General features: G+C 43.2%; 14 protein-coding genes. 6 read left to right on the top strand and 8 right to left on the bottom strand.

Going from position 1 to position 18422, the window contains the following annotated elements; genetic code table 11:
• Nucleotides 1–127: 127 nt before the first annotated feature.
• From J2W55_RS19000 to J2W55_RS18990, 3 genes are all read left to right on the top strand, one after another.
• Nucleotides 128–1681 carry a right-handed parallel beta-helix repeat-containing protein gene (locus J2W55_RS19000; RefSeq protein ID WP_310099382.1) on the top strand — a complete coding sequence of 518 codons (1554 nt, stop codon included), beginning with the start codon at nucleotides 128–130 and terminating at the stop codon, nucleotides 1679–1681.
• Nucleotides 1682–1708: 27 nt separating this feature from the next.
• Entirely contained in the window at nucleotides 1709–3223 is a 1515-nt protein-coding gene (locus J2W55_RS18995) for a right-handed parallel beta-helix repeat-containing protein (protein ID WP_310099379.1), read from the top strand.
• 82 nt (nucleotides 3224–3305) lie between these two features.
• Nucleotides 3306–4328 (top strand): LacI family DNA-binding transcriptional regulator, encoded by a 1023-nt coding sequence (locus J2W55_RS18990; protein WP_310099376.1) that lies wholly within the window; start codon nucleotides 3306–3308, stop codon nucleotides 4326–4328.
• A 25-nt stretch (nucleotides 4329–4353) separates the two neighbouring features.
• Here J2W55_RS18990 and J2W55_RS18985 read toward each other — a convergent pair whose 3' ends face one another.
• The 4 genes from J2W55_RS18985 to J2W55_RS18970 all read right to left on the bottom strand — a co-directional run bounded on the left by J2W55_RS18985 (nucleotide 4354) and on the right by J2W55_RS18970 (nucleotide 11280).
• Nucleotides 4354–5778 (bottom strand): alpha-L-fucosidase, encoded by a 1425-nt coding sequence (locus J2W55_RS18985; RefSeq protein WP_310099372.1) that lies wholly within the window; start codon nucleotides 5776–5778, stop codon nucleotides 4354–4356.
• Between the two features lie 52 nt (nucleotides 5779–5830).
• Nucleotides 5831–7201 carry an alpha-L-fucosidase gene (locus J2W55_RS18980; protein ID WP_310099370.1) on the bottom strand — a complete coding sequence of 457 codons (1371 nt, stop codon included), beginning with the start codon at nucleotides 7199–7201 and terminating at the stop codon, nucleotides 5831–5833.
• 49 nt (nucleotides 7202–7250) lie between these two features.
• Nucleotides 7251–9383 carry an alpha-N-acetylglucosaminidase gene (locus J2W55_RS18975; RefSeq protein ID WP_310099366.1) on the bottom strand — a complete coding sequence of 711 codons (2133 nt, stop codon included), beginning with the start codon at nucleotides 9381–9383 and terminating at the stop codon, nucleotides 7251–7253.
• A 184-nt stretch (nucleotides 9384–9567) separates the two neighbouring features.
• Nucleotides 9568–11280: an arylsulfatase gene (locus J2W55_RS18970; protein WP_310099362.1), complete on the bottom strand. Its 1713-nt coding sequence runs from the start codon at nucleotides 11278–11280 to the stop codon at nucleotides 9568–9570.
• A 302-nt stretch (nucleotides 11281–11582) separates the two neighbouring features.
• On the opposite strand from J2W55_RS18970, the gene J2W55_RS18965 reads away from it, so the two are divergent.
• Nucleotides 11583–12056 (top strand): carboxymuconolactone decarboxylase family protein, encoded by a 474-nt coding sequence (locus tag J2W55_RS18965; RefSeq protein ID WP_310099358.1) that lies wholly within the window; start codon nucleotides 11583–11585, stop codon nucleotides 12054–12056.
• A gap of 63 nt (nucleotides 12057–12119) precedes the next feature.
• On the opposite strand, the gene J2W55_RS18960 is transcribed toward J2W55_RS18965, so the two are convergent.
• The 4 genes from J2W55_RS18960 to J2W55_RS18945 form a co-directional block, all read right to left on the bottom strand.
• Complete coding sequence (locus tag J2W55_RS18960; RefSeq protein ID WP_310099355.1) at nucleotides 12120–12482, bottom strand: DUF1304 domain-containing protein; 363 nt, start codon at nucleotides 12480–12482, stop codon at nucleotides 12120–12122.
• A gap of 188 nt (nucleotides 12483–12670) precedes the next feature.
• Entirely contained in the window at nucleotides 12671–13477 is an 807-nt protein-coding gene (locus J2W55_RS18955) for an SDR family NAD(P)-dependent oxidoreductase (protein WP_310099352.1), read from the bottom strand.
• Between the two features lie 83 nt (nucleotides 13478–13560).
• Nucleotides 13561–14154 (bottom strand): Crp/Fnr family transcriptional regulator, encoded by a 594-nt coding sequence (locus J2W55_RS18950; RefSeq protein WP_310099349.1) that lies wholly within the window; start codon nucleotides 14152–14154, stop codon nucleotides 13561–13563.
• A gap of 45 nt (nucleotides 14155–14199) precedes the next feature.
• Complete coding sequence (locus tag J2W55_RS18945; protein ID WP_310099348.1) at nucleotides 14200–14964, bottom strand: DeoR/GlpR family DNA-binding transcription regulator; 765 nt, start codon at nucleotides 14962–14964, stop codon at nucleotides 14200–14202.
• Nucleotides 14965–15240: 276 nt separating this feature from the next.
• On the opposite strand from J2W55_RS18945, the gene J2W55_RS18940 reads away from it, so the two are divergent.
• Together J2W55_RS18940 and glpK are read left to right on the top strand one after the other, a co-directional pair.
• On the top strand, nucleotides 15241–16836 hold the full coding sequence (locus J2W55_RS18940; RefSeq protein WP_310099346.1) for a glycerol-3-phosphate dehydrogenase/oxidase: 1596 nt from the start codon (nucleotides 15241–15243) through the stop codon (nucleotides 16834–16836).
• 47 nt (nucleotides 16837–16883) lie between these two features.
• Nucleotides 16884–18398 carry a glycerol kinase GlpK gene (gene glpK / locus J2W55_RS18935; protein WP_310099342.1) on the top strand — a complete coding sequence of 505 codons (1515 nt, stop codon included), beginning with the start codon at nucleotides 16884–16886 and terminating at the stop codon, nucleotides 18396–18398.
• Nucleotides 18399–18422: the final 24 nt, after the last annotated feature.

The following is an 18422-nucleotide window of genomic DNA, read 5'->3' as shown; positions in this document are numbered from 1 at the left end:
ATCTGATTGTGTGCAGTACCCGTAGCAGAAATAAGTTGCTGCTACGGGTTATTGCCACATGCAGTTAGCCGTCAATAAATCAGGCAGGCGGGTGACTGTAAGTGTTTCAATTTTTAAAAAGAACTCAATGAAATTTTATATAAACATTTTTTTGATGGTTGTTTTTACCGTTCAGGCCATGGCTTGCAGTAAAAAAACGGTTAACCATGATATAATACCCGCAGCCGCTAACACTCATGTTTATTATGTATCAGTGAATGGAGCCGACGCTAATTCAGGCAAAATCAATTCTCCTTTACAAAACATCAATACCGCTTTGGGCCGTGCCACGCCCGGAGATACCGTTATAGTACGGGGCGGCACTTATTATGAAAAAGTAATATTCCCCAAATCGGGTGTAAAGGATAAGTTGATTACGGTAAAGGCATATCCCGGAGAAAAGCCTGTAATTGATGGGAGCAAAATTATTGTTTCGGGTTGGGTGCCGTTGGTCACACTCAGTAATGTGAGGTATATTTCGCTGGAGGGTTTTGATATCTGTAACCTTACGAGTGCGGGTTTTAATACCGATCCTGAGGGTATTGCCATCAATGGCGATTCGCACGATATAACTATTAAGAACTGTAATATTTATAATATAAAAAACAACGCGTCATTAGCTGATTGGCGGAGCGGGCACGCTATACTGGCAATTGGTAATGGAACTGCCGCTATTACAAACCTGGTTATTACAGGCTGCACAGTACATGATACACAAACCGGTACAAGCGAAAATGTAACGCTGGCAGGCAATATTGATGGCTTTGTTTTTAGCCACAACAAGGTATATGATACCGAAAACATAGGGATAATTGTGGCCGGTGGCGATAACCTTAATAAGAAAGGGGCCGTTGCCACTAACTATGCCCGGAACGGCGTGATAAGCGATAATGTTTTTCACGATAATACCATGACCCGCACCCCCGAGATTTGGGGGCCCGACAGGTATGGTGCTATATCTATTTACGTTTGTGGTGGCGCTAACACTATTATCGAACGAAACATAGTATATAACAGCGACAGGGGTATCGGGCTGGTTAGTGAAAGTAATATATACCCAACCAAAACCACCATTGTAAGGAACAACTTTGTATATAACTGCTATCGTACAGGTATTTACATGGGCGACTATTTAAACTATACATCGGGCGGAACTAAAAACTGCCATGTGGTGAATAATACCTTATACCAGAATAACCGTGTAGTTGGCGCCTTTGGCGAGATAGAAGGAGAAATAAGACTTACAGAACATTGCGACGATAACGTGATACAAAACAATATTGTGTACGCAAGGCCGGTTGATGTGTTTATTCATAAATATACCTCAACAGGCAGCAACAACATTATTGATAACAATTTATACTATACCACAGGTACACCCAAATGGATATGGAACAGCACCAATGGTGCGCCATATACTGATTTGAATGCCTGGAAAACAGCCAGCGGCACTGATGGTAACTCATCAAATGGCATCGATCCTCTTTTGATCAGCACTTCAGTTCCTGATCTTCATATACAACCGGCCTCTCCCGCAAAAAACACCGGACACGTAATTTCAACTGCCATCAATGGTACAACAGATATTAATGGGAATGCGCGCATTGTAAACAATAAAATAAGCAAAGGTGCCCATCAGTAAGTGATATCTACTAAAAAAGAAACGGTAATGAAATATAATATTTGCATTTTTTTAATTCTCGGCTTTGTGGCACAGCTATTTGCCTGCAGCAAAAAAAACACCGGCGATGTTATAACGCCATCCGGTGATGTTCATGTTTATTATGTAGCCAATAACGGACTGGAGTCAAATAAAGGAACCATAGAAGCGCCCTTTCAAACCATCAACATTGCGCTAACTCACACCGTGCCCGGCGATACTGTTATAGTAAGGGGAGGCACATACAGTGAAAAGGTGGTGTTTCCAAAGTCGGGGGTAATGGATAAGTATATTACCTTAAAAGCGTATCATGGCGAAACCCCGATAATTGATGGCAGTGCTTTTAGTGTTAACGGCAGGGAAGCCCTGGTAACTATTGATAAGGCGAAGTTTATAGTTGTGGATGGCTTTGAAATACGCAATCTTAAAACTTCAACCGGCGACCCCAAAGCTATTATGGTTGAAGGCGGGTCTGATTATATTACCATAAAAAATAATACCATATATGGCATTGACTATACCCAGCTTCCGCTTAACGGAGGCGGTAACGCTATATTAATTATCGGCAATACTTCTGATCCGGTAACTAATATTACGGTTACTGGTAATACCATTCATGATTGTAAAACCGGATACGGCGAAAATTTAACCATCAACGGCTATGTTGATGGCTTTACCATTACCAATAATACCATTTATAACGCCCAGAATATTGGCATTGATGCAGCGGGGGGCTATGCGGCCAATGCCGATGCCGCACTTAACTATGCGCGGAATGGAATTATCAGTGGTAATACCTGTTATAATATTGAAAGTAAAAGAGGCCCTCTTGGGGGCCATGGCGCTATAGGGATTTATGTTGATGGCGGCCGGAATGTTATTGTTGAAAAAAACAGGGTTTCTGTTACCGACAGGGGAATAGGCGCGGTAAGCGAAACCAACGGGTTCCCTACTGATCATGTTACAATAAGGAACAACCTTGTGTACAACTGCTGGTGCTCGGGCATTTATATGGGAGGGTATTTAAATTATACAGGTGGCGGTACAAGCAATTCGGCCATTGTGAACAATACTTTGTATAACAATAATCGGGCATTAGGTGCTTTTGGTGAGATAGAAGGCGAAATAAGCATCAGGGAAGATTGCAGTAATAACGTTATAAAAAATAATATAATTTATGGCGGGGCATCAGACATGTTTATTCATAAATACACCGTCAAAGGATCTGGTAATATTATTGATCATAACATGTATTATACAACAGGCCCTGCTCAGTGGACCTGGAACGGAACTTCTTACACTGATTATAATTTGTGGAAAGCGGCTTGCGGCGGAGATGCCAATTCAACAAATAACGTTGATCCCTTATTTATAAATACATCCGCTCCTGATTTGCATTTACAATCATCTTCCGCAGCAAAAAACAGCGGACAAGTAATATCTGAGGCGATTAATGGCAATACCGATTTTGATGGTAACGCCCGTATTGTAAATAAACAAATAAGTAAAGGGGCTTATCAATAACCGCCGCGCTGTAAAGGGCGGGAAATGTTGTTTTTTTTGACTGAACAGGTAAATACCCAATCGTTTTTAATCTGACTACAAAATGGAAAAAATTCCTACAATTAAAGAGATCGCTAAACGCTTAAAAATAAGTGCTTCAACGGTATCACGTGCGTTACACGGCCATCCCAGTATTGGCCTGGTAACCACCATGCGGGTAAAGAAGGTGGCAAACGAGTTGAATTATGAACCCAACCAAACCGCCATATTTTTTAAACGGCGTAAAACATTAACCATTGGCGTAATTCTTCCTGATCTTTCCGACGCGTTCTTTTCTTCTGCCCTTAGCGGGATAGAGGAGTACGCCAGCAAAAAGAATTACAATGTGTTTGTGGGACAATCAATGGAGAACGCCGACAAGGAAAAGCGCATCCTTGAAACCATGAAAAATCACCGGGTAGATGGCATTATCATATCCATAAGTAAAAACACCACAGATTATGAAGTTTTTAAACAGCTGAAAAGATATAACATCCCCATCGTATTTTTTGATCGCAGGCCCGATATGGAAGATATACACTATTCGGCCTGTAATCTTCAATTGGGGATGCTGCAGGCCATTGACCATTTAATACAAAAAGGGCATCGTAACATAGGGTTCATTAACGGGCCCTCGCAGCTGCTTGCCAGCAAAGAGCGTTTGGATGCTTATAAGGAAGGGCTTAACAAACATCAAATAAGTATAAATACAGACCTAATGGTTTCGTCAGACCTGTCTGCAGAACAAAATGGCTATGCCATGCGGAAGCTGTTATCTTTAACACAAAAACCAACAGCCATTATTACTTTTAATGATTACGTGGCGCGTGATGCAATTAAGCTGGTAAAAACATTTAATATGGTTGTTAACAGCGATATAAGCTTTGTTAGTTTTGCCAATGCGCCTATCTGGAGTTTTATGGACACAGCACCATTGGCATCCATTGAACAATTTCCGCAAAAGCAGGGCATAAAAGCATCTGAAATACTTTTTAAACTATTTGATGACAGTATTGAAGGCATGCCATTGGACCCGGTTTTTCATCAGGTTGTATTTGATTCCAGCATGGTATCGCATGTGGCGTAATACCCTGAGATAAGATGCCTGTTCATTAATATTCCAATACAAAAGTGCCGCTGTATTTCAGTTTGGCGCTTTTTTGTAAAGTGCCGGGTATTTGAATGTTCAATAACCCATTGCTATAGCGCCACTTTAATTTTTGAGCACTACCCAGCAAACTTACTTTTTTAAGTTGTTTAATGTTATTTACCCCGAAGCTTACGGTTGGTGGCAGGGCTACGGTATCTTTTTCAGATAGCCAAAAGGCATACAGGGCCCTTTTAGCTTTTGATCTGGTAAAATAAATATTCCCGGCAGAATAAGGCGCAACCGGTTCTGAACCATAAATGCCCTGGCCATTAATTTTCATCCAGTCAGCAATATCCTGTAATCGCTGATAGGCTATTGGGTTCCAGTCGCCATTGGGCCCGGGGGCTATATTAAGCAAGAGGTTACCACCCCTTGAAACTATTTTTATCAGTGTTTGCACCAATTGAATGCTGGGTTTAAATTCATCATCCGGTACATAACTCCAGTACTTGCCAATGGTCATGCAGGTTTCCCAGGGGTAGGACAAGGGCTTATCTGGTACTTCCTGTTCCGGCGTGGTATAGTTTTCAAACTCGCCGGTAACGGTGCGGTCAACCATAATTAAGCCAGGCTGGTGGCCGCGGCTCATTTTCGCTATCCTGGCCATATCAATATCCTGGTTATAATGTTGAGGATCATTATCTTTTGCTTGCGATGGTCTTACCCAACCTCCGTCGAGCCATAAAATATCTATTTTACCGTAGCCAGTCATTAATTCTTCAATCTGGTTGTAAGTAAAATCCTTAAATTTTTGCCAGCGTTCGGGGTAGCGTTGCGGATCATAGTTAACATTGTGGTCCTTAGGCGGATAGTAGGGCCACCAGTAATTTTCATTGTGCCAGTCGGGCTTGGAAAAATATGCGCCGATCATGAAATTATCTTTACGGAAGGCATTAAATATTTCCTTAGTAATATCGGCTCTCGGATTTTTAGAGAAAGGCGTTTTGGGGTCGGTAATTTTATAATCCGTTTGTTTGGTATCAAACATGCTAAACCCATCGTGGTGTTTAGTGGTGAATACCACGTAGTTCATGCCGGCAGCCTTAGCCGCCCTAACCCATTTTTCAGGATTGAAATTTACCGGGTTAAAGGTGGTTTGCAGGTTTTCATAAGCCTTTTTATAGGTAAAATAATCACTGCTATACGGGCCGGTACGTGTAACCCAGTCGTCAGGGCAAATAGTCCAGCTTTCTGCAACACCCCATTGGCTGTATGTTCCCCAATGCATAAATAAACCAAACTTTTGGTCCTGCCAGCGTGCAAGCTTTTGTCTTACCAGCGAATCTTTAGGAATCTGGTACGTGTCCGACATTTTATGTTCATTTTGCGCCAATGCCACCTGGCCATACACCAAAAAACAAAGGCTAAGCATGTATTTTTGAATCATAATAATAGGGTTAATGAGATTTTTTTGCTTCTCACAGACAGATGAACAAACGTTAATTCAATACCAGTTCAATTACCGGTATTTCAATATCAGGTTTAGTTTCAGGAAGGCTTAATACCAGGTCGTTTTCGCCGGCTTTTGATTTGCTATCCTGTTGTATCTCTGATGCATCATGCAAGAACTGAACATATTTTACTTTATTCTTATAGCCCGGTAAAGTGATCGTTTTGCCCGGATAGGTTAACAAATGCACATACAAACGTTTAGTATTGGCATTATAAGTAAGCATGGTGTGCTCCGGGGCTTTAAATGTTTCCAGTGCTTCGGTACACCCGTAAATTGAGCGGCTGTTGTATTTCATCCAGGCTGCTATCCCGTCCAGTCGTTCATTGGCGCGTTTATCAAACAAGCCGCGGGCAGTAGGGCCCACATTCAGCAACAGGTTACCGCGTTTGCTTACAGCCTCTATGAGCATTGTAATTAACTGCGTGGTGCTTTTCCAGCTGTTTTCATCACGAAAATATCCCCAGGAACCCGAAAACGTTTGACAGGTTTCCCAATAAGTCTTGTAATCGTTCTTTTTGGTCCATTCAGATAAGTTTACCTGCTCAGGTGTCAGGTAGTCCCATCCGTCCTGATAGTCATTTAAATCAAGGCGGTTGTCAATTATAATATTGGGCTGCAGCTTTCTTATTTCTTTAACTAATTCAACAGAGCCCCAGTCTTTGCTGCCCTTACCATGCTTGCCATTGTCGGGGTACGAAAAATCAAGCCACAGCATGTCAATTTTGCCATAGTTGGTAAGCAGTTCTTTGATCTGGTTGTGCATGTAGGCGCGGTACCTGGCCATGTCGCGGCCTTTGTTTAATTTATCGTAATCTTCATCTTTTTCGCTTGCCGGTTGTAAGGGGTGCAAAACATCAACCGTAAAATCGGGATGGTGCCAGTCAAGCAACGAATAGTAAAAACCTATTTTGATGCCCTCGGCCCTGAAGGCATTTACAAACTCGCGAACAAGGTCTCTTTTGGCTGCAGTGTTGGTTGCTTTATAATCCGTGTATTTTGAATCAAACAGGCAAAACCCTTCGTGATGTTTGGTGGTGAGTACCGCGTATTTCATTCCGGCAGCTTTAGCTTTTTTTGCCCATTCCTTAGGGTTAAACAAATCGGGGTTGAACTCATCAAAATAGGGCTGGTATTGCTTATCCGTCATACGTTCCCATCTTTTTACCCATTCATGTCTTGCGGCTTGCGAATAAAGCCCCCAATGGATAAACATGCCAAAACGGTCATTTGTCCACCAGGCCATGCGTTTTGTTTTTTGCTCAGGTGTTTCTGTACCTATTTTCTGCTGCGCGTATAAGGGAGAAAATGTAAGGAACAGCAATAAAATACTCAATGCGGTTTTTTTTATTTGACGCATGCTTACCGTTAGTTAAAATAAATGGATGTTTTTAAGAGCAAATGATGGTTTACATCGATAGAATTTCATCAACCACTTCCTGTAAAGGCCGTGTTGGTTTTTCGGGGTTTAGTTTTTGATTTTCATCTACCCATTTACGCTCCCAGGAAAAGTAATCAGGCTCATGAACGGCTTTGCCCTGCAGGTTGCCACGCAGGTGATCAAAATAAATTTCCCAGCGGGGCAGATAATAACTATCCATGAGGCCGGCCCATTCCTTGTAGGCATATTCATGCAAATTATCTTCCGTACGCACGTTTTCTCCCCAGTAAGTGATCTGCATTAACTCGTTTTTTAAGTTATTCGCTTTCTCCTCTGCCGTATTCCCGGCATCAATTGATTGTTTAAGATAGGTGTTGAGCCTGTAGTATTTGTCGGTGTTCAAAAGATCATCGGTTAACTTTATCATGTGCAAAAACCTCCCGCTCGCGCTGTTAAACGCTTGCAGATCCTTATGGTCATAGGCGGTTACCAGTTCATTAAAAACAAGCGTCCCTTTATTAGACAGTACCTGCCTAACCATATTGATAAGGTCTATTTTATATGTTGCCGACTTTATAAGCGCAGGGGCGGCTTTAGCAAACTCTTTTACCGCGTTTTCAAACTTAACTGTATCATAATTGCGCGTAAGTGTGCCCCAGCTTGAGATCGATTTAACTTTAAGCGCTGGCCTTGCGCAAAAAATAGATTCGCCGGCCCCTTCCTGGTAACCGGGGAGGCTTTGATAAATTGTTTGCAGAAACCCCTGCCAGGCATTATCGGCGTATATGTTACTCGTTCCATAACGGTACCTGGCATATTCACTGATCCATTTCCGGGTATCTACCTGCTCCTTACGCCAGCCCAGCTCAAGCATCAGGTCATAATCAGGCGGGTTATTGTTAATACCCTCGGGCATTATCCCCACGCCTTTAAGATAATTGCTGTAAGTGCTTTTGCGAGCCCGGTATACTTCGTCGGCAAAGCGCTGTAATTTTCCGTATACGCCTGGCCGTTCGCCAAAATTGTTAACACTGCACCATATAAACGGCGTATTATCATACGCTTTACGTTTTTCCCAGTTATTTGTAAATTCACCAAAAAGCTCCTGCACCAATACTTTTGATTTATCAAGACCATCAAGCATTGCCTGTTTGGGGTTGTCCTGCCAGCCTTGCAATACCCATACAGAACCTGGATAATATTTTTGCATTGATGCCTGTATAGCGGCGCCCGCTTTCTTCAGGTCAACGCCATCAGTTTTGCCACCTTCATGAAAAGGATCGCCGGCAAAAAAGTGAATGTTTTTGCCATACATTTTTTGCATTTCGCTGTAATATATACCCGCAATGCGGCTAAATTCAGGATCTGTGGGATCCAGTATATCCGGTCTTTTAAAAGCTCCCCAGGTACCCTGGTCAATGATATGCGCTTTGCTTTTGGATTTTAGCGAGCTTGGCACCATTCCGTAAAAACCCTGTAACACCGGTTCAATGCCTAACTCCTTCATCCGCTTCATCATTTTCTGCTGTATCAGCTTTCGGCTGTCGATCTGACTTTGAGGCATGGGGCCTCCCCAGCCTTCAATATTGCCCATCAGCCACCATGCGGTATAGGCAGGCCCAACTATAAAATTATTAATTTCGTTTTCGGTATATCCTGTTTTTCGCAGGGTATTTTGCCATACTGCCTCCATACCCTCAACAGTAAGCATGGTATTAACACCATTTAAGGCCATCCAGTCAAGTTCCCGCTCCCAGTCGGGCCAGCTGTAAAAGCTCATGGTATAATTATAAGTACAGTAATTTAACGCGTAACGGTACTTAGCTTCAGCTTGTACGATCGCTTTTTTATTAACAGCAGGGATGGGGAATACAGGCGACAGGTTATCACCCATATGCGACATGGACCGGTGACAATAATATTTTAAATACCAGTTTACGCCAACGGCAGCCGCGTTAGTTCCCGAAGCGCGGATAATCAGCTTATTTTTTATGGTTTGCAGCTCTGCTAATTCGCCGCTGTTGTTTTTTAAAGGCGCGAAAACGATATGATCACCTAACCAGGGCGCACGCCTTTTAACCAATGCTTTTACGGGATCAAATTGCTGGGCAAAAAGCTGTAATGGTAATAATAAAAGAAGCAGGAGGGCTGGTTTTCGCATAATAATGAATTATTTTTTTTGGTAATATGCCCGAAACTAATTAAAATTTAACGGGAAAATAATTCGTTACGCCGTCCGCCGCATGCCATAAAGATTACACAAACGTTTGATATGCTCAGCACAAACGTTTGCGTAATTTTTCTTGTTTTTTAGCTTGTTGTAATTATATAGATGTTATAGCTGCTTAGGGCTTGGGAAACACCATATGGGTAACTGCCCAGTTATGCCACAGGCTGTCGAGCATATGAACCTTAGCGGGATATTGTTGTGCAACATCGTTAGTTTCCGTTTTATCAGTTGCCAGGTTAAACAGGTGCCAGGTACTGTCAGTGCTTAAAGATACCAGCTTCCAGTTGCCCCTGCGCGCATACCGGGCGCCAAAGTGTTCATTGAATAATTGTTCATGGCCGGGTGTGATTTTGCCGTGGAAACTTGGCACAAGGCTCACGCCTGTGGTAGGCGGCACCTGGTGCCCTTTATAAACGGCAGGGTATTTAGCTCCCGCCAGTTCTGTAAAGGTTTTCATAAAATCCATAACATGCCCCACCTGCTTACTGAAACCACCCTTTTTAGCGGTAATACCTTTTGGCCAAAAAGCGATCATTGGTGTATGGATACCCCCTTCAAAAGACTCGGCCTTGGCATACTGGTAAGGTGTATTGGCAACATTGGCCCATCTTGGCCCAATTGACGAGTAGGTAGTTTCAGGGCCTGGCAACGCTTGTTTTTTTGTTGCATATATGATTTTTCCTCCATCCCGCGTTTCGCTCGGGCGGTCAAATCCTGCCCCGTAGGCAGCACAGTTTTCGGGACTGGCACCATTATCTGAAAGAAACACGATCAGTGTATTGTCAAGTTGCCCGGTTTGCCGCAGTGTATTGATGATGCGGCCGATACCGCGGTCCATGCGGTCAATCATGGCGGCGTGAACAGCCATAGCCAGGGCATCCCAGTCTTTATCTTTGTTGTTATCCCATTTCAGGTCATCTTTCCATCGTTTGCTTAGTTTTGTTTTTGCCGGATCGATAAGGCCGAGATCAATCATTTTACGGTAGCGCACCTCTCTTATAGCATCCCAGCCACCTTTATAAGTATTCTTGTACCTGGCAATGTCCTCGGGAGGAGCCATAAGCGGCCAGTGCGGTGCATTCTCAGCTACATAAAGAAAGAACGGTTTTGACGATTTAGCATAAGTTTTGATATATGACACAGCCGTATCATTGATGGCATCGGTATGATAATAGTTGGCCGGTACCGATTTAATTGGCGTAGTGCCGCTAACAAGGCTAAACGGATCATAAAAATCAACAACTCCCCAAATTGTACCAAAGAACTTTTCAAAACCGCGGCTGGTGGGATATTGACTGATAGGAGAGAACAGGGTGTGTTCCTCATGGTGATTAAGCCAGTTTAATTGTGCCTCGCCGGTTGGTTGGCTGTTAGTATTGGATACGTGCCATTTTCCCGACATCGCCGTATGATAGCCCGCCGATTTGAGCACCTCGGCCAAAGTAACCGCATTTTCGGTAATATGCCCCAGGTACCCGGGCTCATCTTCGGCATCAGTCATTTTACCTATACCAGCCTGCTGATTGTATAAGCCGGTAAGCAGCGATGCCCTTGTAGGGCAACATCTGGAGGTATTGTAAAACTCCGTATAGCGGATGCCGTTTTTTGCGAGGTAATCAATATTAGGAGTGTTTATTTCTCCGCCATAACAACCCACGTCTGAAAAGCCCATGTCATCAGCCAGGATCACAATAATATTAGGTCTTTTTGTTTGCGGCTGTTTGGCCGGTTTTGAATCCGGCTCATACTTCCAGCTAAGTAAGCCGGTTAGCATAACCCCCGAAATTGCAATGGTGATAAAAAGTTGATGTTTTTTAACAGAGAGCATATAAGGTTTTGTTTATAATTTGAAAACAGGCACTGGGGCGTCCTTAACGACACCTTCATCCGGGTGACCAAAAATAAATTGTTCCGGCATAAATCAGCAATAAAAAACATATATAATGATATTAAGCGCAATCGCTTTTGTACGTTCGTTAACTTCAATTGCTTTAAGCAGGTATGTGCAACACTGTGCTCGGGCAACTCTTTTTTTGTTTTTTTTTAAAAAAAAACAGCGATGATGTCCAGTTCCGGTTTTTCCATCCGTCATTGGTATATAAAACATCTAAAAATTAAAATCAAAACAAAATGGAACAACGAATCAATTTTTTTGAAAAAGGCCAGGGCGCTATAAAATCAATGTATGGTTTAGGATCATATCTTTCTAAATCACCTTTAAAAAAATCACTTTTAAATTTAATTTACTTCAGAGTATCGCAAATTAATGGCTGTGCCTTTTGCCTTGATATGCACTCAAAAGACTTGCGCGCAGAGGGTGAAACTGAACAACGCCTGTACATGCTTGATGCCTGGCACGACGCCCCCATATATACCGATCAGGAACGTGCAGCACTTGCCTGGGCCGAAGCGGTTACAAAAGTTAATGAAGGCCGCGTATCTGATGAAGTTTATGAGATAGCAAAACAACAATTTTCTGAGGAAGAATTGATAGACCTGACCATGGCTGTAATAACTATTAATAGTTACAACCGTATCAATGTTGCCTTTCGCACAAAGGCCGGTAATTACCAGCCCGGAGCATTCGCTGTAAAAGAAGCGTAATATTTAAACTAAACCTTGTCAAAAAAAATCCTGCCGCATGGCGGGATTTTTTGTTAAACCCCATTACCCATTAATTAAAATAAGGGCGATAGTTAACAGAGCAGGTACCGCTTGTATATAAAATATCTTTTTGGTTACCGTAAATGACCCGTAAAGACCGGCAATGGCCACGCATGTTAAAAAGAATAAGGCAACATTATTATGCCAGTGGGTATCGCTTATAAAAAATGTCCAGAATAAACCGGCGGCCAAAAAGCCATTATATAAGCCTTGGTTTGCCGCCAATGTTTTGCTTTTTTCCAGTTCCTGGAGCGATTTGTTAAATGCTTTGGGCCCGCGGGTTGTCCACGCAAACATTTCCAGCCATAGTATATAACAATGTATAAGGGCTACAAAGCCAATAAGTATTTGAATGACAAGGTTCATTATTTGGCAATTAAGGTTTAAATATAACAAAATATGAAAGTAAACTACGGCGATTTAGTTTAAACAACAAGCCCTGGCGGTACCTACAGGGCTTGTTGTTTAAATAGATAAATATCCGTACCTCGTCATCCGGATCTGTATTTACTCAAGCGAAGGCGCCACTGGAACTCTCTGACCTGTAAACCTGCTTATGATATTAAAGAATGGCTTTTAACTTTATTCCTGAACATATTGGCAACAATGTTAATAATGGTTCGGCGTGGAAGGAAACGGGAAGACAGTGATTGTATGTAATTACCAAAGCCGCCTGTTACCACATAGTTTTTCTTTTTTAAAAATGCCGCGATACCTTCACGGGCTACCTGCAGTGGCGTTGCGGAAGCGGCACCCTGTGTTTGTGCATGAGCAATCTCCGAGAAGGCGGTTTCTGTATTTCCCGGGCACACCGCCGTTATAGTGATGCCCTTATCCGTATATTCGCCAAATAAAGCTTCCGAAAAACTCAATACAAATGCTTTGGTAGCGCAATACACTGCAATATAAGGGGTAGGCTGAAATGATCCTGTTGAACCTATATTAATAATGCCGCCGTCTTTGTTCTGCAACATATAAGGCAGAAACAAGTGCGACAATTGTACCATGGCATCCATATTCAGTTGCATCATTTGGCTGTATGTTTGCGGGTCTTCGTCCAGGAAATGAGCCCATTTCCCGAATCCGGCGTTGTTTACCAAAATATCAACATGTAGATTGTTCTCCCATATTTCCCGGGCAAGTTCTGCAGGCGCAGATGGTACGGAAAGATCGGCGGTAATTACTTTTACATTAACGGAATGTTCTTTTCTAAGTTCATCAGCAATCCTTGCCAGTTTATCGCCCGAACGGGCTGTTAAAATAAGATCAAGGCCCATTTGGCTAAATTGCCTCGCAAACGCTTCGCCAATTCCTGATGAAGCGCCTGTTATCAATACTGTTTTATTTTTTAATGATTTCATATTAGCTATTTTATAGCTGCAATGATATATCATTACCCCAAGCGTGCGCTTGACCTATGTTAGGAAATCAAAAAAGTTAAATGTTATATAGCCAGGCTTGCCACATTTTTGCGGATACGGCTAAGTGATTCGGGTTTTACACCAATAAAAGATGCTATATACTGCAGGGGAACATTGTGAATATAATCGGGATGGCACTTCAAGAGTTGTAAATATCTTTCTTCGGCTGTCTTACTCACCAGATCCTGAGTGCGCCGGGCGTTATAAAGCACGATATGTTCATTAATGATCCTGTCTGCTTTGGCCCATTGCGGGTTATGACGGAATAGCGACTCGAGTTTTTCTTTTCTTATCCTTAGTAAATGACAATCTGTTATACATTCCAGGTACTCGTGTGAGGGGTTGCCCGAAGTATAGCTGCCAAATGCGGTCATGAAACCCAGGGGGCAATTAATTTGATCCGTAACTTCCAGTCCGTCTTTAAAATAATAGGTTCTGAGGTATCCCGAATTTATAAAATACATGTACCGGGCAATACTGTGTTCCTTTACCAGAAGCGTACGCTTGGGATAACTTACCGGTTCAAAATTTTGTACAATAATATCCTTATTAAAATCGTCAATACTGACCATTGCAGCAAGTAAGCTGATCAATTTTTGATGATGGGGAAAATCCATGCTATAAATTTATAACAATTTGCCTTTATATCCCTGCCTTAATTATCAAACTATAGTAACATTAATGCCCCTGTCTTCTAATATTTTTACCAGGGCAGGGGCTATGCCTTTATCAGTTATAATATGTTGGATCTGATCGAGCGCGCAAATTTTGCCTAAGCCGCGCTTTCCAAATTTTGAACTATCGGCCAAAACAATGGTTATCTGCGCGGCGTCGATCATTTTTTGATTTAAACGCGCTTCCATCAGGCTGGTGGTGGTAAGGCCCATTTCCAGGTCGATGCCGTCCACGCCCAAAAATAAAATACTGCATGATACATCCTGTAAAATTTGCTCGGCATAAGGGCCCATTACTGAGGATGAATTTTGGCGCAGTTGTCCACCCAGTTGTAAAACATCAACATTTTGATGAGTGGACAGTTCCATGGCCACATTTAACGCCGAAGTAATAACGGTTAAGTGTTTTTGCGGGTTAATTGACCGGGCAAGGGCAACCATCGTAGTTCCCGAAGCTATGATGATTGAATCATTATTGCCTATCATGGCTGCGGCAACTTTGGCTATCATGGTTTTTTCTTCGGCGTTAAGCTTCTCTTTTTCTGATACAGGCTTGTCGCTAGTGTACGGATTGGTTTTTGATGCACCGCCATGTGTCCTGAAAAGCAGGCCTTTGTCCTCAAGAAGTTTCAGGTCCTTTCGGATGGTTACTTCCGATACTTTTAACTGAGTGCTGAGTTGCTGCACATTAACATGTCCGGTATCCTGAAGTTTGTTCAAAATTAGCCGGTGTCGTTCTGTTATGCTCTTCATTTATTATATTAATGTGGTTTTCAAAAATAGCAATAAGCTTAAAGGTTTCCTACAGGTTTTATACGGTACAATTTTATGTTTTGTACAGGTGTTTCGTTTTATTTCGGATATGGCACTTTAAAGCCAATAAATTATCCACTATAATATTTTTTACGGCTGATATGGAATGTTTTTCATAAAAATACAATTTTAAATGTTTTGTTTTGTTTCGGATTGTTATTATTTCTAAATTTGATTCTGAAATCGAAACGTACTACGGTATATAATATAAAGATCATGGTTGGAACCGATAGGAGCGATATGGTAAAAGCTGTATCTGATCCTGAAAAAATTTGGGATATAATTATTGTTGGTGGCGGGGCCACCGGTTTGGGCGCTGCGCTTGATGCCGCTGCCCGGGGATACAAAACCGTACTATTGGAACAAGCCGATTTTGCAAAGGGTACATCCAGCCGCAGCACCAAACTTGTGCATGGTGGCGTGCGTTACCTTGCCCAGGGGGATATAGGCCTGGTACGCGAGGCCTTGCATGAGCGTGGCTTGTTGCTAAAAAATGCGCCGCACCTGGTAAAAAATGAATCGTTCATTATCCCGAACTATGAGTGGTGGGGAGGGGCTTTTTATACCATTGGGTTAACCCTGTATGATCTTTTAGCCGGCAAACTTGGTTTTGGACGGGCAAAACATATTTCAAAAAAAGAAGTGATCAGTAAACTGCCTAACATTAACCAAAACGGGTTATACGGTGGCGTGGTATATCACGATGGCCAGTTTGACGATTCAAGGCTGGCGGTTAACCTTGCGCAAACAGCTCTTGAGCAGGGTGCAACTATACTTAATTATTTTCGTGTGGTTAGTTTACTTAAAAACGACCAGCAAAAAATTTCGGGCGTGGTCACTACAGATGTGGAAACCGGCGAAACCTATGAGTTAAAAGGAAAAGCTGTAATTAATGCAACCGGTGTATTTGTTGATGATCTGCTGCAAATGGATAAGCCCGGCAAAAAACCTATGGTAAAGCCAAGTCAGGGGGTGCATATTGTGCTCGACAGGTCATTTATGCCCGGCGAAGACGCGCTTATGATCCCCAAAACAGAGGATGGCAGGGTACTTTTTGCGGTTCCCTGGCATGATAAGCTGGTGGTGGGCACCACCGATACGCCCATTGATGAACACAGCCTGGAGCCGCGCGCCCTGGAAGAGGAGGTAAGCTTTATCATTCGCACCGCTACCAAATATCTTTCTAAAGCGCCAACCCGTAAGGACGTGCTGAGTGTGTTTGCAGGTTTGAGGCCTTTGGCAGCCCCTGAAAGCGGATCGTCAAAAACGAAGGAAATATCCAGGAGCCATAAACTGCTCGTTTCAGAATCGGGCCTGGTCACTATAACCGGCGGCAAGTGGACAACCTATCGCAAGATGGGGCAGGACACCATTGATAAAGTTATTGAGGTTGGTAAATTAACCCCACGGCCAGGCGTTACTGATAACCTGCCCATACATGGCAGTAAATTAAATGTAAACCGCAATGATCATTTGTATGTTTATGGCAGTGATGAGGATAAATTGCTTGCACTGATCAATGAACACGCCGGATGGGGCGAAAAACTGCACCCGGATATGCCTTATATACAGGCCGAAGTGATATGGGGTGTAAGGCATGAAATGGCCCGCACTGTTGAGGATGTTTTAGCGCGCAGGGTGCGTGCCCTTTTCCTGAATGCACGTGCGGCAATTGATATGGCGCCTGTGGTTGCAAGCCTGATAGCCAGCGAGCTTAATAAAGATGATACCTGGCAAAAAGCGCAGGTTGAAACTTTTACAGATTTGGCTAATGGGTACCTGCTTGAACCGTACAGGCCGCAAACTAACTAATACCAGATATAACCAATTATAACATCCAAAACCAGCTAACATAAATTATGGAAGACTACATTTTAGCTTTAGACCAGGGAACCACCAGTTCAAGGGCCATCGTATTTGATCACCAGGGACAAATTAAGTCGGTAGCACAAAAGGAATTTACGCAGATATTTCCAAAACCAGGCTGGGTGGAGCATGATCCGAACGAAATATGGTCGACACAGGCCAGTGTAGCTGCCGAGGCAACCGTTAAAATGGGTATAAACGGAACCAACCTGAAAGCAATTGGAATCACTAATCAGCGCGAAACAACCATTGTTTGGGACCGCACGACAGGCGAACCCATTTATAATGCCATTGTGTGGCAGGACCGTCGCACTGCCGCTTTTTGTGATAAACTGAAACAGGACGGGCTTACCGATCTGATCCGCTCGAAAACCGGCCTTGTGATCGATGCCTACTTTTCGGCATCAAAGATCAGGTGGATGCTGGATAATGTAGAAGGCGCCCGCGAAAAAGCGGATAAAGGTGAACTGGCTTTCGGCACAGTAGATAGCTGGCTAGTATGGAAATTTACCCGCGGCCGTGTGCATATTACTGATGTTACCAACGCGGGCCGCACCATGCTTTTTAATATCCGGACACAACAATGGGACGATGAACTGATAGCGATCTTTGACATCCCCAAAAGCATGTTGCCCGAAGTGAAACAATCAAGCGAGATCTACGGCGAAACAGCTACTACCATCTTCGCGTCAAAAGTTCCTATAGCCGGTATAGCAGGCGATCAGCATGCCGCGCTTTTTGGCCAGATGTGCATTGAAAAAGCCATGGTAAAAAACACTTACGGTACCGGTTGTTTTATGCTGATGAATATTGGCGATGAGTTTATTGAGTCAAAAAACAACCTGCTTACCACTGTTGCCTGGAAAATTAACGGAAAGATACAATATGCCTTTGAAGGTAGCATATTTATTGGCGGCGCGGTGGTGCAATGGCTGCGTGATGGATTGGGTATTATCCGTTCGTCGGCCGAGGTAGAGAAGCTTGCTTTAGCCGTTAACGACACCCAGGGCGTATACTTTGTGCCTGCCTTTGCCGGCTTGGGCGCGCCTTACTGGAAACCCGATGTGCGGGGCACTATTGTTGGGTTAAGCCGCGGAACTACCGCGTCGCATATTGCCAGGGCCGCGCTTGAATCAATAGCCTATCAAACCATGGACGTGCTCAAAGCTATGCAGGCCGACAGCGGGATGGAGATAAAGGAACTGCGGGTTGATGGCGGCGCAACAAAAAATGACCTGTTAATGCAGTTTCAGGCCAATTTGCTCAATTGCAAGGTGATAAGACCCAATGTGGTTGAAACAACAGCCCTGGGCGCTGCTTACCTGGCGGGCCTTGCTGTAGGGTACTGGAAAAATGTGGAAGAGATACAGCAGCTGTGGAAATCTGAGAAAGAGTTTGTACCGGGCGGCGATCAGCAGGAAATAAAAAAAGCGGTACATGGCTGGCGGAAAGCAATCCGCACGGCGCAGGTATCTGCCGAAGAAATTCCGGATTCTGAATTATTGTAGTTATTTTAACCAGCCAATTATTTA

It is taken from the genome of Mucilaginibacter pocheonensis (assembly GCF_031456535.1).
GTDB classification, from domain to species: Bacteria; Bacteroidota; Bacteroidia; order Sphingobacteriales; family Sphingobacteriaceae; genus Mucilaginibacter; species Mucilaginibacter pocheonensis.
This window is presented reverse-complemented; position numbering and strand designations above follow the sequence as displayed.